This is a genomic window from Polyangium spumosum, assembly GCF_009649845.1.
GTDB lineage: Bacteria > Myxococcota_A > Polyangia > Polyangiales > Polyangiaceae > Polyangium > Polyangium spumosum.
Map to the genome: position 1 here is coordinate 1 of NZ_WJIE01000005.1, position 24,963 is coordinate 24,963.

At 66.7% G+C, this 24,963-nt stretch carries 19 protein-coding genes, 1 tRNA gene and 1 pseudogene; 8 read left to right on the plus strand and 13 right to left on the minus strand.

All coding sequences use genetic code 11. The features are described 5' to 3' along the window. Both GF068_RS47375 and GF068_RS17405 read right to left on the minus strand, forming a co-directional pair. Positions 1 to 205, minus strand: a 205-nt coding sequence (locus GF068_RS47375) for an HNH endonuclease (RefSeq protein WP_420814122.1), incomplete at its 3' end; no start/stop codon positions are given. Between the two features lie 33 nt (positions 206 to 238). Beyond that, positions 239 to 658 (minus strand): hypothetical protein, encoded by a 420-nt coding sequence (locus GF068_RS17405; RefSeq protein WP_153820539.1) that lies wholly within the window; start codon positions 656 to 658, stop codon positions 239 to 241. A gap of 1,747 nt (positions 659 to 2,405) precedes the next feature. On the opposite strand from GF068_RS17405, the gene GF068_RS17410 reads away from it, so the two are divergent. Next, positions 2,406 to 3,863, plus strand: a complete 1,458-nt coding sequence (locus GF068_RS17410; protein WP_153820540.1) for an SEFIR domain-containing protein — start codon at positions 2,406 to 2,408, stop codon at positions 3,861 to 3,863. Between the two features lie 485 nt (positions 3,864 to 4,348). On the opposite strand, the gene GF068_RS17415 is transcribed toward GF068_RS17410, so the two are convergent. Beyond that, on the minus strand, positions 4,349 to 6,994 hold the full coding sequence (locus GF068_RS17415; protein WP_153820541.1) for a phage/plasmid primase, P4 family: 2,646 nt from the start codon (positions 6,992 to 6,994) through the stop codon (positions 4,349 to 4,351). Then, complete coding sequence (locus tag GF068_RS17420) at positions 6,991 to 7,827, minus strand: DNA-methyltransferase (protein ID WP_170319537.1); 837 nt, start codon at positions 7,825 to 7,827, stop codon at positions 6,991 to 6,993. The genes GF068_RS17415 and GF068_RS17420 overlap by 4 nt, the downstream gene beginning before the upstream one ends. Before the next feature lie 103 nt (positions 7,828 to 7,930). Here GF068_RS17420 and GF068_RS17425 point away from each other — a divergent pair, with 103 nt between their 5' ends. Next, entirely contained in the window at positions 7,931 to 8,389 is a 459-nt protein-coding gene (locus tag GF068_RS17425; protein ID WP_153820543.1) for a helix-turn-helix domain-containing protein, read from the plus strand. 412 nt (positions 8,390 to 8,801) lie between these two features. Then, positions 8,802 to 9,803, plus strand: a pseudogene (locus tag GF068_RS47380) (tyrosine-type recombinase/integrase); the annotation flags it as partial. Positions 9,804 to 9,960: 157 nt separating this feature from the next. Here the strand turns inward: GF068_RS47380 and GF068_RS17435 are convergent. Together GF068_RS17435 and GF068_RS17440 are read right to left on the minus strand one after the other, a co-directional pair. Then, positions 9,961 to 10,033 (minus strand) — tRNA-Arg (locus GF068_RS17435). Positions 10,034 to 10,557: 524 nt separating this feature from the next. After that, positions 10,558 to 11,895: a thrombospondin type 3 repeat-containing protein gene (locus GF068_RS17440; protein WP_338046434.1), complete on the minus strand. Its 1,338-nt coding sequence runs from the start codon at positions 11,893 to 11,895 to the stop codon at positions 10,558 to 10,560. Positions 11,896 to 12,320: 425 nt separating this feature from the next. On the opposite strand from GF068_RS17440, the gene traA reads away from it, so the two are divergent. Next, the gene (traA, locus tag GF068_RS17445) at positions 12,321 to 13,583 is read left to right on the plus strand and encodes an outer membrane exchange protein TraA family protein (RefSeq protein ID WP_153820545.1); all 1,263 of its coding nucleotides are present in this window, start codon (positions 12,321 to 12,323) and stop codon (positions 13,581 to 13,583) included. 18 nt (positions 13,584 to 13,601) lie between these two features. On the opposite strand, the gene GF068_RS17450 is transcribed toward traA, so the two are convergent. The 5 genes from GF068_RS17450 to GF068_RS17470 all read right to left on the minus strand — a co-directional run bounded on the left by GF068_RS17450 (position 13,602) and on the right by GF068_RS17470 (position 17,614). Continuing rightward, entirely contained in the window at positions 13,602 to 14,237 is a 636-nt protein-coding gene (locus tag GF068_RS17450) for a hypothetical protein (RefSeq protein WP_153820546.1), read from the minus strand. A gap of 87 nt (positions 14,238 to 14,324) precedes the next feature. Then, positions 14,325 to 15,356 carry a DUF2891 domain-containing protein gene (locus tag GF068_RS17455; RefSeq protein WP_153820547.1) on the minus strand — a complete coding sequence of 344 codons (1,032 nt, stop codon included), beginning with the start codon at positions 15,354 to 15,356 and terminating at the stop codon, positions 14,325 to 14,327. Further along, positions 15,334 to 16,284 (minus strand): DUF979 domain-containing protein, encoded by a 951-nt coding sequence (locus tag GF068_RS17460; protein WP_153820548.1) that lies wholly within the window; start codon positions 16,282 to 16,284, stop codon positions 15,334 to 15,336. Before GF068_RS17460 ends, GF068_RS17455 begins: the two co-directional genes overlap by 23 nt. Next, entirely contained in the window at positions 16,281 to 16,958 is a 678-nt protein-coding gene (locus GF068_RS17465) for a DUF969 domain-containing protein (protein WP_338046435.1), read from the minus strand. Before GF068_RS17465 ends, GF068_RS17460 begins: the two co-directional genes overlap by 4 nt. A gap of 104 nt (positions 16,959 to 17,062) precedes the next feature. Beyond that, positions 17,063 to 17,614 carry a GNAT family N-acetyltransferase gene (locus tag GF068_RS17470; RefSeq protein WP_153820549.1) on the minus strand — a complete coding sequence of 184 codons (552 nt, stop codon included), beginning with the start codon at positions 17,612 to 17,614 and terminating at the stop codon, positions 17,063 to 17,065. A gap of 454 nt (positions 17,615 to 18,068) precedes the next feature. On the opposite strand from GF068_RS17470, the gene GF068_RS17475 reads away from it, so the two are divergent. Genes GF068_RS17475 through GF068_RS17485 form a run of 3 tightly spaced genes read left to right on the plus strand, consistent with a single transcriptional unit; the run spans position 18,069 to position 21,245 of the window. Then, on the plus strand, positions 18,069 to 18,932 hold the full coding sequence (locus tag GF068_RS17475) for a polyprenyl synthetase family protein (RefSeq protein ID WP_206079493.1): 864 nt from the start codon (positions 18,069 to 18,071) through the stop codon (positions 18,930 to 18,932). Between the two features lie 25 nt (positions 18,933 to 18,957). Continuing rightward, positions 18,958 to 19,872, plus strand: coding sequence for a UbiA family prenyltransferase (locus tag GF068_RS17480; RefSeq protein WP_153820551.1), 915 nt, complete (start codon positions 18,958 to 18,960; stop codon positions 19,870 to 19,872). 17 nt (positions 19,873 to 19,889) lie between these two features. Further along, complete coding sequence (locus GF068_RS17485) at positions 19,890 to 21,245, plus strand: cytochrome P450 (RefSeq protein WP_338046436.1); 1,356 nt, start codon at positions 19,890 to 19,892, stop codon at positions 21,243 to 21,245. Here the strand turns inward: GF068_RS17485 and GF068_RS17490 are convergent, their stop codons facing one another. Next, positions 21,246 to 22,400, minus strand: coding sequence for an STAS domain-containing protein (locus GF068_RS17490; RefSeq protein WP_153820553.1), 1,155 nt, complete (start codon positions 22,398 to 22,400; stop codon positions 21,246 to 21,248). 171 nt (positions 22,401 to 22,571) lie between these two features. Then, the gene (locus tag GF068_RS43635) at positions 22,572 to 23,489 is read right to left on the minus strand and encodes a helix-turn-helix domain-containing protein (RefSeq protein ID WP_170319539.1); all 918 of its coding nucleotides are present in this window, start codon (positions 23,487 to 23,489) and stop codon (positions 22,572 to 22,574) included. A 124-nt stretch (positions 23,490 to 23,613) separates the two neighbouring features. Here GF068_RS43635 and GF068_RS17505 point away from each other — a divergent pair, with 124 nt between their 5' ends. Continuing rightward, positions 23,614 to 24,930 (plus strand): glycoside hydrolase 5 family protein, encoded by a 1,317-nt coding sequence (locus GF068_RS17505; RefSeq protein WP_170319540.1) that lies wholly within the window; start codon positions 23,614 to 23,616, stop codon positions 24,928 to 24,930. Positions 24,931 to 24,963 lie beyond the last annotated feature (33 nt).

Below are 24,963 nucleotides of genomic sequence, written 5' to 3' on the forward strand. Positions count from 1 at the left end.
TGTGGCAATCGTTGCAGATCACGATCAGATTCGCGGGATCGAAGACGAGCTCCGAGGCGATCCCCGAGATCGAGCAGGGGATGATATGGTGAACGTGCCGCGCCGGAACGCCGCAGCACTCGCAGAAGCGGCCGCGAGCGTCGAGGACTTCGCGCACGATGCGCCGGTATCGCCGTTGCGGGGTCTCCGCCAAAGGTAGAGCCATCCTACCCTTGACGGGAAAGGAGCCGCCCGTGGGTTATTTCCGTCCTCTTTTCGGATCCGCCGCGAAATTCGACCTCTTGGCTCCGCCCTCGAGCGTCGCGAGCCTGCTTTCAAAGCCGACCATCCGCGCGTGAAACTCTTGCAGCGCGAGGACCGATGCTACCGGGATGGGACACGTCTCACGGAGCCCCTCGAGCAGCACGACCGTCCCGCGCCGCCCGATTTGCGGCACCAGGAGGGAAACGCCGTGCAGGCGTTCGAGGTAACGCAGCCGCCGCGCGAGCTTGCGCCGCCATCCGGGCGCGTCGGTCGGCTCGCCGAGCATCGAGGCTGCTTCCGCCAGGCTGATTCGACCGGACGCGCGCATATCCAGCGCCGCCGCGAGGCTCGGATCCCGCGTTCCCCTGGAGATCGTTTCGACGACGGCCTCCCAATTCGATCGCAGCCCGTCCATAAGCTACCTCCTTGGCCGAAGCGTCGCTCCGGTGGGGGATCGGGGGAAGGGAAAAATAAAATGTCGAGCGCGGTCCGGGCGCCTCGACCCCGGGGAAGATTTTCGACGAGGGCCCCCGCCTCGCCGAGCTCCCCTCGACCCCCTTGCGCGCGCCGAGCTCGCGCCCCTCGACGGCCTCGACGCGCCCCCGGCCTCGACCGTCGCCCTCGACCAGCGCGCGATCGTCCGCCTCGACCTCGACCCTCGCCGCAACGTGCGGCTCCGCCGAACCCCTGATCGAGCTCCTCGCGTCGAGCCTCGCGACCGTCGCCGAGCAGCTCGCGGCGAGGGGATTCCGCCGCCTTCATTTCCGCCACCTCGACCCCCCCGGATGCGGGGGTGGCGGAAATACGACGTCGAGCGCGGTCCGGGCGCCTCGACCCCGGGGAAGATTTTCGACGAGGGCCCCCGCCTCGCCGAGCTCCCCTCGACCCCCTTGCGCGCGCCGAGCTCGCGCCCCTCGACGGCCTCGACGCGCCCCCGGCCTCGACCGTCGCCCTCGACCAGCGCGCGATCGTCCGCCTCGACCTCGACCCTCGCCGCAACGTGCGGCTCCGCCGAACCCCTGATCGAGCTCCTCGCGTCGAGCCTCGCGACCGTCGCCGAGCAGCTCGCGGCGAGGGGATTCCGCCGCCTTCATTTCCGCCACCTCGACCCCCCCGGATGCGGGGGTGGCGGAAATACGACGTCGAGCGCGGTCCGGGCGCCTCGACCCCGGGGAAGATTTTCGACGAGGGCCCCCCGCCTCGCCGAGGTCCCCCGGGCCCCTTGCGCGCGCCGAGCTCGCCGAGCTCGAGGCCCTTCGAGGTCAAGCTACATGCACTTGTATTCTTTCCAGGTCTTGCAGCAGCCAGCCCCGACTATGCAGACCCATTGCGCGCAATCACGCGCAATTCGATCACCGTATTGGCAAGTGCCGTCCCTGTACCAGCCAGAGCATACCGGATCCGTCCCGGCACCGTTTTGGCATGTAATCGCCTGCGATACCTCTGCTACTGACTCCTCGTCGACCGCGGCTTCATTTTCCGCTTCATCCACTGTTCCGATGCACGCGGCTGAGAACATGGTGAACAATCCAACTGCAATGATCCGCGCGATACACGTACGCATAATGCGACCTCCTCCAGTCGACGTGGAATCTCGACCTTCACCAAGCTTCCTACCATCCGTTGTGCTGTGTCAAATTCCTTCCAGTGAAGGGAGTCCCCTCGACACCCGGACGAATTCGTCGAGGGCCCACCGCTCGTCGAGGCCCCTCTTCCCCGTGAGCGACTTGATGCCCTCGACCCTGCCCGGCCCATCCCGGTCTCCCCCCGACATCGTCGGGCTCGTCCGCCTCAACCCCGGGGAAGATTTTCGACGAGGGCCCCCCGCCTCGCCGAGGTCCCTTGGGCCCCTTGCGCGCGCCGAGCTCGCGCCCCTCGACGGCCCCGACGCGCCCCCGGCCTCGGCCGTCGGCCTCGGCCGTCGGCCTCGGCCGTCGCCCTCGACCAGCCCGCGATCGTCCGCCTCGACCTCGACCCCCGCGGCAACGTGCGGCTCAGCCGAACCCCTCGGCTAGGCCCTCGCGTCGAACCTCGCGCCGCTCGCCGAGCAGCTCGCCGCGCGCGATTGTGGTCCGGGCGCCTCGACCCGGGGAAGCTTTCGCGGTCTGGCGACGACTTTGTATTGGACTTCTCAAACGGCGATGGCGTAGGGTGCTACCGCCATGAGCGAGCAACCTACTCGTAAAGTGTTCATCTCGTATGCCTGGTCATCGCAGGAGCACCAAGGTTCTGTTATTCAGCTAGCCGAAAGACTTGTCGCTAATGGCGTAGACGTCATTCTCGACGTTTGGGACGTGAAGGAGGGACATGATCTGATTTCGTTTATGGAGAGAATGGTCACTGATGGCTCAATCGAAAAGGTGCTGATCGTGTGTAACAGCGTGTACGCACAAAAGGCCAACAATCGAAAGGGCGGCGTTGGAACGGAGTCACAAATTATTTCCCCCGAAGTCTACGCGAAATTGGATCAAAGCAAGTTTATTCCGGTTCTGTTTGAGCACGACGACGAGGGCAATGCCTGTCTGCCTACATTTTTGAAAACTCGTCTCTATATCGACCTTTCGAGCGTGGAGAAGAGCTACGAAAACTTCGAGCAATTGCTTAGGGCCATTTTCGATCAGCCGCAGCACAGGAAGCCCAAGCTGGGCACCCCACCCATTCACATTTTCTCGTCTGGCACAGCGCAATCTTCGACGCGTTATCATCTTCAGCGTGTCAGAGATGCAGTCACCAATGGGGCACCTCAGTCTATTGCGCTCGTTCGCGACTACCTGCGGCGAAAAGTAGAGGAACTGGAGTCCTTTCGCGTTGACGTGGCAAATGTTACTGATGTCGACGAACTTATCGTTGCAAGTATCAGAGACATGTTGCCCTATCGCGAGGAGATGGTTGAGCTATTTTCTCTGGTGGCGGAGTACAGGAATGAGCCGGACAGCTATGATGAGCTGGCGGAATTCTTCCAGTCGGCCCTGGGTTACCATCTTTTCCCCAAAAATCGGTCGAGTTGGATGCCCTTGTCTGCCGACAATTTTCGGTTCATTACCTATGAGCTGTTCCTATACCTGATCGCCACCTTGATCAAGGCGAAGCGATTTGCGGAGGCTAACCGATTCCTTGGACGTGAGTTCTATGTGGAAGATCCGCATGGCAACGATCGCTTCTGGAGCTTCGCCAGGCTTATGCCACATCTTGAATCCCTTGAGCAGCTCCGAAAGCGCCGACTGGAGCTCAACAGGATTAGCCTCACGGCCGACCTCCTTCATGATAGGGCCACCCGCACGGATATCAAGTTTGCCGAGTTGAATGAGGCCGACGTGGTGCTGTTCCTCAGAAACCGCCTGTGCCAAGCAGAATTGCGCGATGGCTATTGGTTGCCATTGACAGTAATTTATCGAGCAACCAACGGCGGCCCGAGCAAGCTGTTCCGAATGTCGGAATCCAATGGTCATTTTAGCAACCTGAAGGTCCTTCTGGGTGTGTCCCCTCAAGCGTCCGGCTCATCCTTGGAGGAGCAATACCTGGCCGGGGGTGGCGAAAGACAGCTATCGTTTGGCTCTAGGAGCTGGCCGATTTCCATTCGCAGTATTATCCCATTCGACAAACTCGGGACGCGACCGTGACACTCACTCCCGATGACCCCGAGCAACGCGGGTCGTGACCCCTGCCGCCTCGGCAGAGTCACCCTCCTCGGCGCCAGCCCTTCCCTCTCCTCAAGCAGCCGCCGCTCCGCCTCGAGCAGCGGCACCAGTGAATCTCTATCCCTCGTCTTGCTCGCCGCCCACACCACGCCCTCCGTCTTTGCGCTTTGCCGCTCCCCTGTCACCACATGACGCATGGCGCACCCCGACGGCCCCACCACCTGGCCACCTGGCCACGTCTGGACACCAGTCCCAAGAACTCCGGATCCTGCGCGCCCGCGTACGCCCCGCGAGGATACAAGATAACGTGACCAGACGTGACCAGACCGCACCCAACTCCTCTAAACCCCGAACAAATCCCCTGGCCAGATCGTCCTGCCCAGACCTCCGCCACCTGCCCACGTGCTGACCAGAACCGCGCGAGGGCGCCTCCCCGATCTACCCGCCCACGACCTCGCGCCCCGCCGTCATTGCGCATGGTCCCCCCCTTCCACCGCATCATCCGCCGCCCGCCGCAGCCTGATCCCCTCCCAAGCCCGCACCGAAGCCCCATCCACCCACCGCTTCGCCTTGTCATTGCACCCGATCTCCCGAAGGTGCCGCGTAAACGCCTTCGGCCCGAGCAAATGCCGCGCCCCGTTCGCCTTCCCCCACCGCTCGTAAGCCTCCCGCAGCGCCGACCGCGTGACCCATACATCCTGCCAAACCGACCGATCCGCTACGATCACGCACTCATCATCCAAGAAATCCCGCAGCGGGTTATTCTCCTGCCGATACGCCTCCGTCGCGGCCTCGACCGACGCCGGCACCTTGAGCCCGTCCTTTTGCCACGCCAGACAGCCCCGCACCGCCCACGCGAGGATCGCCGCTCCCGAGGCCCGCACGTCCGTCAGCGTGCGTTTCACGTTCCGATCCCGCCGCTCCTTCGGGATCACCCGCTCAAACGGAATTCGCAGGATCCGCCGCCACATCGCCAGATCATCATCGCTCACCCGAGGCGCATGGTTCGCCGAGAGCCATAACTTGAAAGTCGGCTTGAACTCGAACGACTCCTGATAGAGCAGCCGCGCGGTTACGGTATCCCCGCCCGTGATGCTCTTGACGAGTGCCTCCGCGAGCCGTTTCCCGTCGTCCACCTCGATGGAGACCACCAGGCGAGACCCGGCGAGCCGCGCGATGTCGTTCCGAGGCGCGCCCACCTGGGGCCGAGCCAGGAAGGTCTCGAAATCGGACGTCGTGCCATAGTCGCCGAGGGTGGCCTTGATCGCTTCGAGAAACGTCGACTTCCCCGACGACGCGGGCCCATGCACGAAGAAGAGCTTTTCCTCGCTGGTATCCGCGCAGATCGAGTAACCGATCGCCCGACAGAGGAACTCGAGCAGCTCGGGATCCCCTCCGGTGACCTCTTCGAGGAAGCGCTCCCAGAGCGCCGAGCGCGCCGCGGGATTGTACACGACCGGAACCAGCCGCGTGATCAGGTCCTCCCGCCGATGCGGCCGCAGCTTCCCCGTCCGCAGGTCCACCACGCCATTCAGGCAGCAGAGCACCCACGGATCCGCATCAAACGCCGACGCCCGCGCGATCACGCCCGCCTCCGACGACGCGAGCGAGAGCATGTTCGAGAGCGCGCGCGCCCCCTGCGAACGCATCGCCCACGCGTACCGACGTTCCGCGACGTCGAGCGCCCCCCGCGCGTGCTTGATCGCCGGGTCGTCCGTGGACCCTTCCACCGCGCCGAGCGCCCTCCGCGCCGCCGCGAGGCCCTCGCCCGCGACGAGCGCGAGGTGCCGCGCGTACTCCTTCGCCGCCCGCTCGGCCGCGGGCGCATCCCGAGACCAGCGCCGCCCGTCGTAATGATACCAGCCGCCGAGCTCCGCCACGTAGCGCAGGTCCGCGCCGTGGAGAGCCACCAGGCCCTCCGCATTCGCTAGCTCCGTGCATTCACCCGTCCCCGCCTGGAGAGCAGGCAGCACGCGCTGAGGGCTCGGAGCTCGGCCGCCGTCCGGCCGGGAAGGAGCTCGGTTGTCACCCGTGACGATCGTCGCCCGCTCGATGTCGTCGTCTTCCCCGAACGACTCCGCCCCCCGACCTGCCTCGCGCGATCTCGCATTGTGTAGCGAATCGGCGGAGCTCCCGCCCCGACCGTGGCTCGATCGCGCCGGAACCGACCGAGGAGCCGCGCGCCCATCTTCGAGGGCCCGGCGCAAGGTCCGGAGGTGCTGCGCCTTGATCGCCTCGGGATCCCATCGACCGTTCAGCATCGCGCCGTAAAGCGCATCCTCGACCTCGCTCGCCGAGAGCAGCCCACGCGCGACCAGGCCGCCGAGCGAGTATGCCTCACGATTGAGGGTGTCATTCCGCGAGCCCTTCGGCGCGCGCTCGACCGCCTCGATCGCCTGATTCAGCGCCGCGCGCGCATACCGGGCGTGATCCTCGCCGAAGGAGGGAGCCTCGGGCGCCGCGCTCACCTCGGCGCGCGCCGGAGCAGCCGCGCGCGCGCTCGCCGATGCCATCCGCTCGAAAAGCCACCGCGGCAACTCCGCCACCGGGACACGATCCGTCCACGTGTAGACGCTCCCGGTGCGATGCACGGTCGGGCACGTCGCGATCTGCCCGCCTTCCCCGCGCACGTCGAGCCCCGGCGCGAGCTTTCCCGCGTTGTTCCGGATCGCGCTCATGTCGAAATGTTCCGGCACGACGAACAGCCGATGCTCGCCCCCGTCGACCCGCCCTGAGCGCGACGCCAACGTCCGCGGAAGCGGCCCGTGGACCGCCTCGAGCGCGCGCAAGCTCTCCCGCCCCGCCGGCCCGTCGATATCGAGCGCGACGAGCCGCGCCTCGCCGCCCATCGCCAGCCCCACCCCGGCATCCGGCCATTTCTTCCACCACGCGAGGACATCCTCGCGCGTCGGCTGCAACTCTTGCCACGCGCGCATTCGCGGATGCTTGCCCGCGCTACCCCCGCAACGTGCGCCGCGCGAGCATTCGCAGGCGCCCGTCTTCGGATCGACGGACCAGAGGGGGATCGGCCGCCAGCCCATGCTCACATAAAGCGATGCCGCGAGCGAAGGCGGATCATCGGGATCCGGAAGGTATTTAGGATCAAGCTTCATTTTCCCTCTCCGAAAAGCGGAATTTGCGCCACCGGACCACGGGTACGAACGACACTTCGAGCCTGCGAAATCTCAGCCTTGGCCGTCGCCGCGATCCCCGGATCGATTTCGCTTCCGACGAACCGCATCCCGAGCCGCCGCGCGGCAACCCCCGTCGAGCCGCCACCCGCGAAGAGATCGACAACCAGGCCGCCGGGAGGCACCACGACCGCGAGGCACCGCTCGATCAAGCTCACGGGTTTTGCCGTTTGATGATTCCGATCCGGCGTAGGGATTCGCGACTCCCGCAGCACGTTCCCCGTCCTCGCATCGTGAAAGACCCCCGTCCCTTTCACGAAATGGAGCACCACCTCATGCTGCGCCCGAAACCCCGTCCCGAGCCCCGGTTGCTCCTTGTCCCAGACCACCATCGCCTGCCACCGGAGCCCGCTCGATTCGAGCGCCGGAGCGAGAAGCGGGATCATCTTCCAATCGCAGAAAACCCCGAGGCTCCCGCCCTCGACCAGCACGCGGAACGCCTGGACCGCCACGCACCGCAGGAGCCACACGAGCCCGGCCGAGCCCATGTTGTCATTGATGAACCAGCCGAGCTTTTTGACGCTCCCGCTCGTGAGCATCCCGCGCGCCTGCCGCCGCGCCGTCTCCGTGTATCCCCCCGAGCAATAGGGCGGATCGATCCACACGGCATGCGCGCAGCCGTCCGGCAGCTCCTCGGCGAATTCTAGAGCGTCGGCCGCCGCGAGATGCCACCCCGCCCGCCCCTCGAGCACCTCGGCGAGGGACCCTTCACCGCCGAGCGCGCCCGTCCCGTCCGTCATCCGTGAGCCCAGCATCGAGGCCAACATCCGCCCCCAGCCCCTATGTTGTCAAGTGCCAACGTAGGACCATGCCAGAAGGCGCTTGCAACCCGGGCCGGACCGTGCACAGCATCGAGCCATGGATCTTGGGGATCGGGTCAAGCAGGCCCGTCAGCTCCGCGGCATCAAGAGCACCGAGCTCGATCGGCTCGCGGGCGTGTCGCAGGGGACGACGAGCCGGCTCGAGAGCAAGCAGCGGGGGAAGTTCGGGGGGACCGCCACGACGGTTCAGCGCGTCGCGAAGGCCCTGCGCGTGAACATGGAGTGGCTGATGACGGGTCAGGGGGCGATGGAGGAGGCGGAGGAAGATCCGATCCCGAACCGCGCCATCGCCGCGAGCATCGCGCGAGACGGAGGCGTCGACGAGGAGGCGATCCGCGCCGTGCTCGGGATGCCCGTCAAGGAAGCCGAGACGCGGACCGTCTTGTGGTGGATCGACGCCTTCCGCGCCCGCGAAGCCTTCCTCGCCCAGGAGCGAGAGATCACCGGCGCAGCCCCGGCGAAGAAGCCGACGCGTGCCCGAGCGCGCGCCACGTAGGGGAGGGGGCCGCCTGTGTTGGCAGTTGACATGGTTGCCGCCTGCCAGTACCGTCTGGCGAGCTCCGCGCCGATCGCGCGGGCCGGGAGCGTGTTGTCATGGCGCGACGACCGAAAGCCAACGGAGCCGCAGCCGCCCGCCATCACGTCAGCGGGAAGTGGACGCAGATCGCCCTCCTTCTTCGCAGGATCGCCGACCTCATCGAGGCCCCCGACGACGACGAGGCCGAGGGCCCGAACCGGCCCCCGCGCCGCGCCGTGCGCTTCGACGCCCCCGTGGCCCCGCCCCTTCACCCGCCGAGCGATATCGATCGGCAGCGCGCGCGGGAAGACCTGCGCCGCCTCGGTTTCAAAGTGACGAAATGAGCGAGCAACACAAGCGCCGCGGGCGAGGCCGCGGAACCATCGAGCCGATGCCGAATGGCACGTTCCGCCCGCGCCTCCCCGGAGCCGGCGCGCGCCTCCGCCCGTGCGCGACGTACGAAGAGGCCGAGCGCTTGCTCGATGCCGCGCTCGGCGAGCTCGCCGAGGGCAACGCCGTCGAGCCCGGAGGCTTGACGCTTCGATCGTGGGGCGTGCGCTACCTCGACGAGCGCGAGCTCGCCGGAAATCGCGACGTGAAGACGGACCGATCCCGCTGGCGAAGGCACATCGACACCGGGTTTTTCGCCGACTGGCACATCGGCTCGATCCGCCCGCAGGACGTTCGCGAATGGTGCCGCGAGCTCCTCCGGAAGAAGGTCGCCCCCGGGCAGGGTCACAAGAAGACGAAGGACCGCAAAATCTCCCACGAGACCGCGCAGTACACCCTGAACCTCCTTCGATGCGCCCTCGAAGCCGCCATCGAGGCCGGCCACCTCCCCGAGAACCCCGCCCGCGGTGTGCGCCTCCCCCAGAAGAAGAAGGCCCGCACCCACGACCCGTGGACCTACCTCACCCCCGAGGAGCAAACGGCGCTCATCACGTGCGAGGCGATCCCCCTCGAAGGCCGATGCCTCATCGCCTTCGCCCTCGGGACGGGCACGCGCGAAAGCGAGCAGTGGGCCCAACACCTCACCGACATCGACCTCGCGCGGAACATGATCACCGTGCGTTACGGCTCCCACGGCAAACCACGCAAGAACGGCAGGATCTACCACATCCCGATCCTCCCGCTCGCGCGATGGGCCCTCGATCAGTGGCTCCCCATCGTCGCCGCGCGCCCGAACCCGCACCGCCTGCTCTTCCCGCTCCCCTCGGGAGCTCGCCGCCCCGCGAAGAAGGCCCCCGCCGAGTGGCCCGAGTGGCTCGCCGCCGCGAACATCCGCCCCGAGCGCCGCCACGACGGCCGCCCCGTCCGATGGCACGACCTCCGCCACACGTGCGCCTCGTCCCTCGTCGCCGGATGGTGGGGCGACCCGTGGACCTTGGAGCAGGTCGCCGCCCAGCTCGGGCACGCGTCGAGGGACTCGACGGAGCGCTACGCCCACCTCGCCCCGGGCGCCTTGCTGGCCCCCGCCGCCCGCCTCGATCTATCCAGGATCTATCCAGCGGCGGGACGGCAGAGCGAGCTAAGTGCCCGGAATCATTCAGCACCCCCGGCAGGAATCGGACCTGCGACCTTCGGTTTAGGAAACCGCTGCTCTATCCACTGAGCTACGGGGGCATCGGGGATCCTTCCTGGCGGAAGGACGGCGGGATCGTACGTGGCGTGGGGGGCGAGTCAAGGGGCAAGTGTGGTCAGGGTGGGTCTTTGGTGCGCCGGGCGTGGGTTGTCGGGCGTGCGGGTGGTTCACGGGGACGATGGGGCGCGGGGGCTCGGGTCAGGCGGCGGGCAGACTCCTGTAATCCACATTTGCGATTTATCATCCAACACGGACACATCGCGCGAGCCGCGGGCCCGGGTTGCGTCGAATGTTCCTCCCTCCCGGGAGTGCGCGCCCCCGACTCGACGGATTCGTTTTCGCTCGATGCAAGCTCACTGCATTGGCACGGTCCTCGCAGTTCGGCATTGCAGCCAGCATTGGAACGCTCTCGGATCGGGGGAGCGCATCCACTTTGAATGCGCATCAATGAATGCGACCCCAAATACAATCGGCTTCGGCGTCAGCTCCGACGACGAGCTGTGTTACCTCGGCCTCTATCGGTATCCGAAGCTCGCGTCCGCCTGCCAGGATTGACCCGCGTATCTCAGGGATGATACGGCAGCGTGTCGAAAGCTCCGCCGTAGTACAGCCCGACCTTCCGGTTCGACTCGGTGCCTGCGAGCCCGCAGTTGCTGGCCGTGCCGTAGACCTCCCCCGTGAAGTCGGTGTACGCGCAGAAATTGTCAGCCACGTTGTGCAGGCGGATCGGGAAGTTTTGGTCGAAGCCACCCTGCTCGTATTTCTCGAGCTTCCACCGCTGCTCGTCGGAGCCATCACACGGCGCCGTGATCACGGTCCACGGCCCCGCCAGGATGCCGGATTGGCTCAGGCATTGCCCGTTCGATAGATTGCGGAACCCGAAGGCGTCGCCGTCGGGGAACATCTCCCATTGCTGACGGGGATCCGTCGGCTCGCACGTGCTCGTCGATTCGGCCTTGCCGTCGCCGAGGATCAAGCAACGATTGCCGGTCTTGAAGCGAATGATGACGAAGTCCGACTTGTCGTCGCAGGCGTCGCCGATGCCGTCGTGATCCGTGTCGGACTGCTCGGTGTTCGCCTGCTTCGGGCAGTTGTCCTGGTCGTCCGGAATGGCGTCCCCGTCGGCGTCGGCCGCCTGGCAGGAGCCCTCGGATGCCACGGGGCATATATCGCCGTGGCAGCTCCACTCCGGGAAATCGAAGGCGATCTTCGAGCCCGCGGGAGCGCACTCCTTCCCCTCGAATGGATCGGCCGTACAGGCGGCGTCGAAGCTGCCGCCGCTGCGCTTCTTGTCGCCGAGCACGATGCGCGAGGTGACGCTGCCCGTGAAGTCGCCGGTCACCGTGACCGTCCCCCCCTCGTTGCCGTTGCCGCTGAAATCGGTGTCCTGGACCAATTTGCCCGTGGCCACGAGGTTGAGCGTCCGCGGGACGGTCATCCCGCCCTCCTCGACGTCGATGGTGACGGCGTGCGCGCAGGCGTCATAGGTGAACGTGCTGATCGCGCGTACGCCGCTGAGGCTCACATCCCAGTGGACTTGCCCGGAGTCGCACTGCTCGAGCCAATCGCCCGTGCCCGAGGGGTTCTGGCATCCGTTCAGCAGGCACTTCGTCTCGTCTTGCCAAATTGCGAATGCGCGCGCCAGATCCCCGTTGGACCAGGGCACCACCGGGTCGCAGCTCGCCTTGCAGCTCTCGCTCTCGACCTTGTAGTTGGCCTCGTCCGTTCCTTTCGACCACGCTATGCGGATCACATTGAACCCGCAATTCGGCACGGCGATCTGGCGCGTCGCGTCGAGCCGGTTTACGCAATTTCCCCCGTTCCACTCCGCCGGCGTGCCGTCGGTGGTGAAGCAGATGACGGGCTCTTCGTCCAGGTTGATCACCTTGACGAGCGAGTTCACCTCGGGGAGGGTGGTGGCGCTTGGGGGGTCGAAGTGCGGGACGGGGGTCTCGAGGGGCGTACCGCCACAACTCAGGGCAACAAAAGCGAGGAACAAGGACGTAAACGGACGACGCATGGCCCCAGCATATCGCCAATCGCTGTCGGGGCAGGTGGAAATTCGTGAAGCTCGCCCTCTCCCCTACGGACGAAGCCGTCCGCCCCCGTCCCCTGTCCGCCTCTACACATCAGCATGCACATTGTTCAAAACGCAACACTTCGCGCCCCCAATGGCGGCTCGGAGCTCCATTCGAAGCCGGAGATGCCTCCGAGTCCATCATCAGCCGCGCGCGAATCGTGCTCCAACAGCCTGATCTTTGCAACCACCGCATACTCGTGTTAAGGCCGCCACGCGCCGCACAATGCGGCGCATTTCATGGTGGTGCCATGCAACTTCGACGACTCTTCTTTGGTTCTTTGGCTCTCCTCGCGCTGGCTCCTGGTAGGGCCCGCGCTGCGCCCGTCACCGTGCCGAACGGCGTGGCGGACGCCCTCCCCGGCTCGGGCACGGGCCTCTGCGCCGCTTCGGCGATAGCGACGAACCCGTCGGCGGACTTCGACCTCCCCAATCCGAACGGCTACATGGAGGCGATCAATGGCTTCATCGAAGCGCACGCGGCCGATCGTGTCGAGCACGTGCTCCGCTCGGCGCTCGATCTCTCCAACAACAACTCGTCAGGCCTCGCGATGAGCTACGGCGATTTCATCGACGCGGCGCTGCCGGAATGCAAGACGGGCGGATGTGATTTCTTCGCCAACGACTCGACGATGGCCTTCGCCTCGCGCCTGCGCGGCTTCTTCAACGTCACGCCCGATCTCGTGAACAAGCCCATCCACTTCGGATTCTACGCGGACGACTCTGTCAGCTTCACGGTGTACGACAACGAATTCACCGCGTATCCCGTCGTCGTCCGACCGCCCGAGCTCGGGTTCCCGTCGTGGCGCATGACGAACCAGGTCACGTTCTCGACCCCGGGGCTCTATCCAATCGAGATCCTCTATACCGAGATCGCGGAACACGCCGCGCTGGAAATGTCGTACTTCATCGGTGACTTCACCGACTTCGAGCGGCCAGCCAACCAGCCGCCCATCGTACAGCTCGACGACGCGGGATTCACGCTTTTCGAACCTTCCCGGTTTTTCCAGACGCTGAATGGCGACCCCTCGTACCCGGACCTCGGCGTCTGCAAGCAATGCGACCGGCAGTTCATCAACCAGGCGGGCAACAACGGCTGCGACGCCGGGGATTACTGCAATGAAGCGGCGCTCTGCGCGCCTTGCGACATGGCCCAGCGCTGCGGGCCGACCTGCGCGCCGTGCGGCGGCGACACCCCGTTCTGCGTGAACCTCGACGGGAACCTGAAGTGCGGCGAATGCCGCGCGGACGCCGACTGCGCGGACGGCGCCACCTGCGATCCGAGCACCAAGACCTGCAACACATCGAATTCGCCCGCGGGCACGGGTGGAGCCGACGGAAGCGGTGGCAGCGGTGGCAGCGGCGCCGAGGACGGGGGAGCAGAGGGTGGTTGTGGTTGTCGGGCCGAACCGACCTCGAAGCACGCCGGATCCGCGGGCATTCTGGGTCTCGCAATCGCGGTGATGGGCCTCGCGCGGTCGAGGCGGCGCACGTCGCGCGCTTCGAGCCGCTGACGCCTCGTCGAGCCCGCCTCAGCCCTCCGCTTTCTCGAGGAGCGCCGTCATCCACGCCCCTTCTTCCGCGGCAAGCCGCAGCGACTTGTCGCGCGCGGCGGCGCGAACTTCTTCGACCGGCGGGTCTTCGTCGGGGTTGTGGTAGGCGCTCAAGAGCCCGATCGACGTGAGCCACTCGAGCTCGTCGAAGCCGGCGCCGATCTTGCGCAAAAAATCCGCAATGACGAGCGTCAAGAGCTTGAAATGGCCCTTGTACGGCAGGCCGAGCGGACGAACCGGCGCGTTTTCATCGATCCAGATCGACGCGGTCGTCACGAGGGCCTGCGCGGCGACCGCCGGCTCGTCCGCGAGGATCTCGACGACGTCGGCGATCATGGTGAGCGCATTCGGATCGCGGAGGGCCATCATGCCCTTCCCCTCGAAGTGGCGTGCTTCGATCTCGGCGGGTACGACCGTCGCGCGGAGCGCAGCCTGCCCGTCGTGGAGCTCCCACACGGGCGAGATCTGGATCCCGGACGCTCGTGTCTCCGTCCGGAGATTCACCGTGTGGAGCAGGAGCGCTCGCGCGTCGTGCATCAAGTGGTCGACGTCCGGGGTCGTGTAGCCCTCCGGAAGCTCGAGGAAGGCGCGGCCGGAGGTGGTATCGAATTCCATGCCCCCTTCTACCACGGATCCGCCGGGCTCCGCGCGCGGAACTTCACGGCGAAAGCACGAGCGGTTCACCGGAGCGCGCCTCGTGGCTCACGGCGACGACGGCGGCGCGGCTTCGAGCGCCAGCAGGGCGAACGTGGCGAGCCAATGCTCGCCCATGTAGTCGCCGGCCACGTGGGCGAGCCCCGCGGCGAGGTGCTCGTCGGCGGCCGAGAGCACGACGACGCGGGCCGGGTCGCCCGGCGCGAGCGAGCCCGCAATCGAACGAAAGCACCAGGCGCGGCTGAGATTGAGGCCGTCGAGGTGGGCGATTTTGCCATCCGTGCGGTCACTGACGAGGGCCGGCGTGAACAGGCCCGCCGGCTTTCGCTCGGCCGCTCGGGGCAAGAAACGCGCGAACCACGCGCGAAATTCGTCCGCCGGGAGCAAGCGGCGCAAGCACTCGGCCTCGACGAGGGTAGGCGAGAGGAAATCGTCGCCGCTGGGCTCCCAGGCCGGGGCCCCCTCGTCGGCCAGGTACCATCTCCGGGCGGTCAGCTCGATCAGCCGCGCCAATTCTTGATCGTTCGCGATCCCCGCGTAATCGGAGGCGAGCGCCAGGGCGAACGCCGTATTGGAATGCGTACCCGTCCGGATCGGATAGGTCGCCTTGGGCAAAAAGGCCTTGAACCGCTCGGCGAAGGCGCTCGAGAGCGGGCGCAGGACGTCGCGATGAGAGGCGCCCTCGTGGCGCTCGAGCTCCGCGCCCAGCATGAGGAGCCACGCCCAGCCATAAGGCCGCTCGAAGCCCCTGCTCTCCGGGCGGGCGAGATAAGCGACCTCGCCGGCGACCTTCGCCGGCGTCAGCATGCGAGAGACCAGGGCGCGGATGTCCTCCGCCGCGGCCATGTCCGGGAACCGCCGCAAGAGGCGCAAGAGCAGCCAGTAGCCGTGGACGCAGGAATGCCAGTCGAAGCTGCCGTGGAAGATCGGATGCAAGACCCGCGGCGGCAAGACATCCTCGTCGCCGGCCATGACGTGGTCGAGCCTGTACGGGTAAGGCCGGGTGACGTGGCCCAGCGCGAGCCGCGCGAATTTCGCGGCCAGCTCCGGACCGAGTTCAGGAGCGGAAGACGAGGACATACATCAGCACCGTATTGGCGAGGAGGACGAGGAGGGCCGTGGGCACCTGCGCCTTGATGACCCCATTTCGATCGGGCAGCTCCAGCAGGGCCGCAGGCACGATGTTGAAATTCGCGGCCATGGGGGTCATCAGGGTCCCGCAGAAGCCCGACAACATACCCACGGCGCCCATGATCACCGGATCTCCGCCGAAACGCTGGACGATGAGCGGCAGGCCGATGCCGGCGGTCATCACCGGGAACGCCGCGAAGGCATTGCCCATGATCATGGTGAAGATCGCCATGCCAAACGTGTAGGCGACCACGGCGGCGAACTGGCTCCCGTCGGGCAAAAGCGTCGAGGCCAGCTCTCCAATGGCGGTCCCGACCCCGGCGGCCGCGAAGACCGCGCCCAGGGCGGCGAGCATTTGCGGCAAAATGGCGGCCCATCCGACGGCGTCGAGCAGCCGGCGCCCCTCCTGCATGGGCACCTTCGGCCTCGCCCCGAGCATCGGCATGGCGATCGAAAGCGCGACGAACACCCCCAGGACGAGCGAGACCAGGGTCGCCTGCTTGGGATCGACGAGGCCCGCGAGCTCCGGCCGCTTGAACACGAACGTCCCCAGGAGCGCCGTCGCGGGGATCGCGAGGGCCGGCAGGAACAATTTGTTGCCGAGGCGGGAGGCGCTCGCGCGGCGCGCCTCGGGGTCACGCGCGGCAGGTGCGCCGCGGCCGAGGCCACCGATTCCCGCCGTGAGCACCATGGCGATGACCACGAACCCATGGACCACGTCCGGCAGGTGCGAGCCGAAGAGGAAACTCGAGGCGAACAGCCCCCAGAAGGTGGTGTTCTTCCAGCGCTTCGGGTTCTTCGCGTCGCGCGCGCCGAGCACAGCAATGGCCGCGAAGAAGACGCCGGCGATGACGTAGAGCAGCCCGAGCCCGATCATCGGCGGCCTTCGGCGATCATGCGGGCCAGATGCCGATCGAAGAGCATCATCTGGATTCCGTGGATCAACAAGGCGCAGAGGGCCGTGGGAATGGCCCAGACGGAGAGCTCGAGGGGCTCGACGAGGATCCCGTTTTGCGCGAGGAAGCCCTTGATCAGCAGGATCGAGGCGATGGCGATGAAGATATCCTCGCCGAAGAAGAGCGCGATGTTATCGGCCGCGGCGGCGTGGGCCCGCACGGACGCACGGACCTCTTCGGGGAGCGGACCGTGGTGGTGCTCGGCCGCCGCCTCGGCCATGGGGGCGATCAGCGGTCGCACCATCTGGGCATGGCCGCCGAGCGAGGTCAGGCCGAGGGCCGCGGTGATCTGGCGCAAAACGAAATACAGCAAGAGCAGCCGCCCGGCGGTGGCCGCATGAATGGCGCCGATGAGGGCCCTGGCCCGCTCCTGCAATCCGGCCCGCTCGAGGAGCCCGATCACCGGCAGCACCACCCAGACCACGCTCACGTATCGGTTCTCCTTGAACGCCCGGCCGAAGGTCGCCACGACCTCGAGCGGCTCCATGCCGCCTGCCACCCCGGTCACGAGGGCCGCCGCCGTCACCACGAGGAGCGGGTTCTGGCGGGCCATGAAGCCCAAGACCACCACGGCGATCCCTATCAGCGACAGCACGCGCCCTCCCGTCCGGCCGGATGCTCCGCGGCCGGGACGAACTCTAGCGGAGCCGGGAGGTTCCGCAATCGGGCAAATCGCCGGCCCGACGAAATCGAGGCCGTTCAGCGCGTGATGGGGGCCGTGGAGATCGTGAAATTGCCGTCGCCCAGGTATCGCTCGTAGATCACCGTCTTCTGCGGGTCGACCGCCTGCATCGCCGAGCGCGTGAACCCGAGCTTCGTGAGCAGGCCGATCGAGGCCGCGTTCGCGGGGGAGACGAGCGCGATCACCTTGCGGAGCCCGAACGCGCCGGCCGCGAGCCCGAGCACCGCCGACGCCGATTCGAACGCATACCCGCTGCCACGAAACTCCGGCAGGAAGGCATAGCCGATGTCGACGTCGGCGTATTGCTCGCGCTTCAAGAGCCCCGAGAGGCCGGCGAGCTCTCCCGTTCGGCGCAGCGCGACACCCCAGAGTCCGTGCCCGTGCCGTTCATAACTGACGATCGGCCCCTCGCGGAGGTACACGCCCGCGTCCTCGAGCGTCCGCACCCCCCGATCACCGATGTGCTCGAGGAAGTCGGGGTCGTTGAGGAGGCGGAGGATGAACGGCGCGTCCGCCGGGTCGAGGTTACGGATCGTGAGCCGTTCGGTCGTCGCGAGGGTGCCCGTCATGATTGCGCTCCTCATGAGAACGGATCCAACGCGATGTGTCGAGTTTCGGAGAGGCTCTCGGCCGAGGAGCACGTTTTTGACGCGTAATTTCGAGTACTTCGGTAGGCAGGGATTGTCCGTCCGTGGTAAGTCAACTGCCTGCGTGAGTTCCTCACGCGAGCGCCGGGGGCCCGGTTCGGTCCGAGCTCGTCCGGGGGCCTGCGATGTCGTAAAGGTCCGCTTTCAACGGCATGAGGGTTGGCTCGCCCGCGGAAAATTCGAGTACGAATCGAGGGTCACCATAACGAAACGATAGCGGAGTCTCGCGCGACTCGGTTGCTCCGGTATGTGCCGGAGCGCCCGCGCGACATCTTCGGCGCGGGATTCGACGCGCTGCAGGGGAGGACTCCATCCCGAGGAGACAGCCATGTTGATGCACGTCGAACCTAGCCATTCGTTCGATTTAGCTGCCTATTTGGGCAGCCGTCGAGCGAGGATCGATGCGACGCTCGAGAGCCTGATTGCCCTCGAGGAGCCTCGTGTCCTCTTCGAGGCCATGCGGTATTCCCTGCTCGCCGGCGGCAAGCGCCTGCGCCCCATCCTGTGCCTCGCGGCCTGCGAGCTCAGCGGCGCGCGGGCCGAGGTCGCCCTCCCCACGGCCTGCGCCATCGAGATGATCCACACGATGTCGCTGATCCACGACGACCTGCCGGCGATGGACGACGCGGATTGCAGGCGCGGCCGCCTCGCGAGCCACAAGATGCACGGAGAGGCGCTCGCCATCCTCGCAGGCGACAGCCTGCTCGCCCATTCGTTCGAGGTCATCGCCCGCCACACATCGGGCGTCCCTGCCAAACGAATCCTCGCGGTCATCGCCGAGCTCGGCCGAGCCGCCGGCCCCCGAGGGCTGGCCGGCGGCCAGGTGGAAGATCTCACGCACGAGGGCAAACGGTGCGTCAGCGTGGAGACGCTCGAGGACATCCATCACCGAAAAACCGGCGCGCTCCTCACGGCTTCGGTCCTCTCGGGGGCCCTCCTCGGCGGCGCGGACGGGCCCACGAAGGGCCGCCTGCGCCGATATGCCGAGAGGCTCGGGCTCGCCTTCCAGATCGTCGACGATATCCTCGACGTCACGTCCACCTGCGAGGCGCTCGGCAAGAGCGTGGGCAGGGACGCGTCCGCCCAGAAGGCCACGTATCCACGCGTGCTCGGGCTCGCGGAGTCGACCCGCCTCGCGGAGGCGCTGATCGCGGACGCCAAGGACGAGCTCGGCTGCTTCGGCGAGCGCGCGGCGCCGCTCGTGGCCCTGGCCGAGTCGACCATCGCCGCCATCCGCTGAGGCTTTGCCATCAAGGAGCTCCACCATGAATGCCTCGGAAGCATCCATCACGCGCGACAAGCCGCAGGCGCGCCCCTCCATGAACCCGGTCACGCGCGAGCTGTCGCTCATGTGGGCCTTCATCTCGGGGGATCTCTCCACTGCAATCATCCCTGCGCTCCTGTTCACGCTGGCAGCGTGGAAAACAGCGGGCGCGGATCCGGCTCGGCTGCCGGTCGTGCTCGGCCGCAGCTTGCTCTACTTCGTCCTCTATCTTTATAGTTTTTGCCTGACGAACCAGGCCACGGGTATCGAGGAGGACCGGCGCAACAAGCCGCACCGACCTCTCGTGACGGGGGCCGTCTCGCTCCGCGGGGCATGGCAGCGGTGGGTCGTGGTGATGGTGATGCTCACCCTGGCCGGCGCGTGGCTGGGGGTGCTCGAATATGCGCTCGGATGGCAGCTCATCATCGTGGCGCACAACGTCGTCCGGGGAGCGCGTAGCTGGATCGTCAAGAACCTGGCCAATTCGCTGGGGCTCGTCGTGCAGCTCGCGGCGGCCTGGCAGATGGTCACACCGCTGACGCCCGCGGCGTGGCGATGGATCGGGGTGCTGGCAGTCATCATGTTTCCCCTGATCTCCGTGCAGGATCTGCGCGACATGGACGGCGACCGCGCGAGCAACCGGCGGACGCTGCCGCTCGTGCTCGGAGAGCGCGCCACCCGCATTCTCTTGACCGTCGGCTTCGCGCTGGCGCCGCTCGTCATTCATTTCGCGCTGATGCGCCCCGCCGGCGCGCGGTGGTCGGTCTGGGCGACGGACGCCGTCCTCGGAGCCGTCTCGCTCTGGGTCGGGGCCCGCGTGGCGTGGCACCACACGTCCAGGGAGGACCACCGGACATACATGCTCTTCACGTACTGGTACTGCCTGCTCCTGATCGCGACGATCGTCGTACTCTGAAGGAATCGAGGGACACTGTGAGAATCGTATATCCGCCCGGGCCCCGAGGGCTGCCGCTCGTGGGCAATCTGCACCAGATCCGCAAGGACAAGATCGCCTTCATGCTGGAGACGGCGTCCCACGGCGACATCGCCCATTTCCGACTGGGCCCCACCGACGCGTACCTCGTGAACCATCCCGATCACATCCGCGACGTGCTCATCGAGCGCTCGGACGTCCTCCCGAAGGACTGGCTGCAGCGGAAGATCGTGTCGCCGTTTTTCGGCAATGGCATGCTCATCACCAACGGGGAGGAGCACGCCCGCCAGCGCCGGATGGCGCAGCCCGCATTCCACCCGAAACGCCTCGACAGTTATGGTCGGGTCTTCGTCGAGCAGACCCTCCACGGGATCGCCGGATGGCGCTCGGGCGGCGAATACGAGATCGACACCGAGATGCTGAAAATGACGATCCAGAACGTCTGCTTGACATTGTTCAACGCAGACGCGACCGACATCGTGGCGCGCGCTGCCGTCGCGATGACCACGATCATGGATCTGCTCAGCATGGAGTTCGACCTGGCGCTGCCCATCCCCATGTGGCTGCCGACGGAGCACAACCGCCGCAAGCGGGAGGCCATCCGCGAGCTCGATTCGATCGTGATGAAGTTCGCGGAGGCCTGGCGCAAGTCCGGGCAGGACAGGGGCGACCTCCTGTCGATGCTGATGCTCGCGCACGGCGAAGGACGCGGGGGGGTCACGCACGACGAGCTGCGCGATCACCTGATCGTCATGTTCGCCGCCGGACACGAGACGACGGCTTTCACGCTGGTATGGGCGTGGGTCATGATCTCGCAGCACCCGGAGGTGGAGGCCGCGTTATGGGAGGAGGTCGACCGCGTGCTCGGCGGGCGCCCGCCGACAGCCGAGGATGTCCCCCAGCTCGTCTATACGAGCATGGTCGTGAAAGAGACGCTGCGCCTCTATCCGGCAGGGTGGATCCTCTCGCTGCGCCAGCCCGGCGAAGACATCCGCCTCGGAGGCTACACGATCCCGAAGGGAAGCCGCATTTTCATCTCGCCGTACGTGACGCACAGGGATCCGCGTTATTTCTCCGAACCCGAGCGTTTTCGGCCCGAGCGCTTCCGGCCGGGGCTCGACCAGAACATCCGCCGTGGGAGCTACATTCCATTCGGGATCGGACCGCGGGTGTGCATCGGCAACGGCTTCGCGATGATGGAAGCGGTGCTCATCCTGGCGACAGTGGCGCAGCGTTATCGGGTGTCGCTCTTGCCAGGGCAAACACTCGTGCCGCGTGGAAACCTCGCGCTCCGGCCGCCTCCGGGCGTGAAGGTGCGGGTCACCGAGCGGCTGCGAAGCGCTGCCGCTGCGTGATCACCGAGGGCCTGCCAGCGTCGTCCGCTCTTCCTTCATGCGGCGTATGCAGAACGCAAGACCGTCGCGCAGGCTCGCCAGCGTGACGACGCTGGACAGGTCGAGGCCCAGGCTGACCATGGTCTGGGCGACGGTCGGCCGGATGCCCGTGATGATCCCCTCGGCGCCGAGCAGGCGGACGCCGGCGATGATGGAAAACAGGTGGCTCGCCGTCGCCGTATCGATGACGTCCACGCCCGTCAGATCGAGAATGGCGAAACGCGCAGAAAGACGGCTGACGGCGCCGAGCACGTCATCCATGACGCGCGCGGCGCGGCGGCTGTCGACCGTGCCCACCATGGGCAGGGTGAGCACGTGATCCCAGACCTGGATGATGGGCGTCTCCAGATTCCGGATCACCTCTTGCTGGCGCTCGATGAACGCGAGCTTCGCCTCGAGCTCGGCCTTGGCGTGGTGGAGCTCCGTGACGTCGAGCGACATGCCCACGGTCCCGGTCACATTTCCGTGCTCGTCCAGCACGGGGATGTCCCGGTTGTCCCAGTACATGCCATTGTCGGCGCTGATATGCCGGGCCATCGTGCCTCGGAGGGCCATCCGGAGGCCGGTGGTGGTCTCCGGCGGGTAGAGGTCGAGGGCGCTCTTGCCGATGAGATACTCGACCTTGATGGCCGAGGTCTCCATGCCTTTGCCGTCGGCGTACGTGCATACGCCGTCTTTGTCGGTGGCCCAGACCAGGATGGGGAGGTTGTCGAGGATGACGCGCAGCACCTGCTCGCGGCGACGCACGGAGGAGGCATCGGCCTCGATGTCCGCTTCCTTGGGCCGCAACGACACATACACTCTGTCACCGGAGGAGGCGCGACGCGCGTGGACCACGTAGGCCCGGCCCTTCGTGCCCTTGGCGCCGAGGAGCACCGTGAACACGGCCGAAGCGCCGCTCCTGACGAGCGCCGTCCACTCGGAGAGGAAGTGCGCGAAGTCGGCCGGATGCACCCGCTCGGACAGCGGGGTCTCGGGCCCGACGTCCCCGCCGAGCGCGATCGAGGCCGCCGCGTTCACGTAAAGGCAATGCCCTTCGCAGCTCGCAACGATCTGCGCGTCGGGATGCTCGTGGAAGAAATCTTGCAACCGTTGCGGATCGTGGGTGTTCTGCATGCTTTACCCTGAAAGCCAGACAACCCCATCCCAACATATTTTGCCGCCTGCGGCTAGAAAGAAAGCGCAGCCGGTCCGAAGCACGCCGAAGAAATCCGTTGCTTCCCTTACCCATGGCGACCAACAATGTACGGGAGCACCCTGCCGGGCGGGCGCCACGTGCTTGCACGTTCAGCGTTCGAGGAACCTCGCGATTGCGGAGCCGAGCCAGCGGCTGTCCTCGTATTCGGGCGAGAGGGGCTCACCCTTCATGGCGGCGACGAGCTCCCAGTACCGTAACGCGCGCGGATCTTGCGTCTTTCGTAGCTGCGCGCGGAAATCGTCGTCGAGCTCCTTGCCGTTCGCCGCCGCGCTCGCGCGGACGAACCGCTCCGCGATCACGAGGGCCTCGGCCGAATCCGGCGCCGCGCCCCGCGCCCGCGCCGCGCGCGTGGCCGCGATGGCCTCGCTCTGCGCGCGGAGCAGGGCCGCCTGGTCGACCGATTCGTCCCACGTCACGGCCGCCATCACGCGCATGTTCGCGACGAACGTCGGATCGGCGAGGATCTCGGCGAGCTCGATCCACGCCTCGAGTTGCGCCGCCGTGGCGTCGTCGGGCAGCTTGGGGGAGCTCGCCTCGATCATCCCTCGTCGCCATTCGGCGTCCATGGGCACGCCCTCGGCGACCTGCTCGTAAAAACGGGTGATGACGGCCTTGCGTTCTTCGTTCGAGAGTCGAGTCACGGTCCACAACCTCCTGAGGTCCTCTTCACTGGGCGCGGCGCGGAGCGCGGCGCGAAGCGCGGCGGCGATACACGAGAGCGAGGCCACGTGGGCCTCGACCGCCGCGAGGCGCAGGCGCAGCGCGTCCTCGAGCGACAGATCCCGGGCGAGCACCTTGCGGATCGTCGCGAGGTCGAGCCCCGCCTCCCGGAGCGTACGCACGAGCTCGACACGAACCACCTGCGCCTCGTCGTAAAGCCGATAATTGGCGCGTGATCGCCGCGCCGGCGGCAAGAGCCCCTCGTCCGCGTAAAATCGCAGCGTCTTGACGGGGATCCCCGTCCGCTTCGACAGCTCCCCGATGGTGAGGGCTCGTTTCTCGCGCATCGCGGCCACTCTGAGGTCTCCACCTGCTGGAGAGTCAAGCGAGAAACGAGGACCGCCGAGATCGGCGCGACCACGGCTGGACGGCGGCCCCTTCGGTATCATCTTCCAACAAGGGGACAGCCTCATGAGGTACTGGTTGCCGATGCTCGCCTGCGCCATGACGTTGCACGCCGAGGCCACGTCCGCCGCGGGGTTCGTGCGCGCCTCCGAGGGCCACTTCCAGCGCGACGGCAAGCCGTACACGTTCCTCGGCGCGAATTTCTGGTATGGCATGAACCTCGGCGCCGAGGGGCCCGAGGGGGACCGGGCGAGGCTCGCGCGGGAGCTCGATCGCCTCGCGGCCCTGGGGGTCACGAACCTGCGGATCCTCGCGGCGACCGAGGGCCCCGAGTCCGAGCCCTGGCGGATCCTCCCCGTGCTCCAGCCCTCGCCGGGCGAATACCACGAGGCGTCCCTCCTCGGCCTGGATTTCCTGCTGAAGGAGATGAAGGCGCGCGGCATGGTCGCCGTGGTTTGTTTGAACAATTTCTGGCCCTGGTCGGGCGGCATGGCGCAATACCTGCGCTGGAGCGGCGCGGGGCCGATCCCCTATCCCCCGCCCGAGCCCGGCGGGAGCTGGGGCGGCTATCAGGCCTATACGGCGTCCTTTTATTCGAACCCGGCCGCCGTGGAGGCCTCCCACGATCTCATCCGGATGCTGCTCGGCCGCAGAAACCATTTCACCGGCGTGCGATACACGGACGACCCGACGATCATGGCCTGGGAGCTCGCGAACGAGCCGCGGGGCGGGGCGAACGTCGAGGCCTTCAACGCGTGGATCGAGCGCACCGCCGCGCTCATCAAATCGCTGGATCCTCGGCACCTCGTGACCACCGGCACCGAGGGGGAGACGCTCTGGCCGAGGCGGAGCGGCCTCGACCTCGTCAAGAACCACAGGTCCTCGTCGATCGATTACATCACGGCCCACGTCTGGGTCCAGAACTGGGGCATTTACGACCCGGGGCGGCCCGCCACCTTCGACAGCGCCATCCAGGTCATGACGGCCTACCTCGAGCGCCACATCGAGCAAGCGAAGATCCTCGGAAAACCCCTGGTGGTCGAGGAGTTCGGGTTCCCGCGGGACAGAGGCCGCCACGATCCCGACGCGACCACGACCGCGCGGGATCGATATTACCGCGCCGTCTTCGAAGTGGTGCTCGAGGCCATCCGCAAAGGCGAGCCCGTGGGCGGGGCGAATTTCTGGGCCTGGTCCGGGGAGGGCCGGCCGCGCTTGCCCGGCGGCCATTGGCGAAAAGGCGATGCGTTCCTCGGGGATCCACCCCACGAGGCCCAAGGCTGGTACGGCGTGTACGACACGGACCAAACGACGCTCCGCGTGATCGCAGAATATACACGAAAGATCGCCACCGGCAGACGGCGCCCCCCGCACACGAGGCCTTGATACGTCCCCGGCGAACGTCGTACCGTGGTAGGA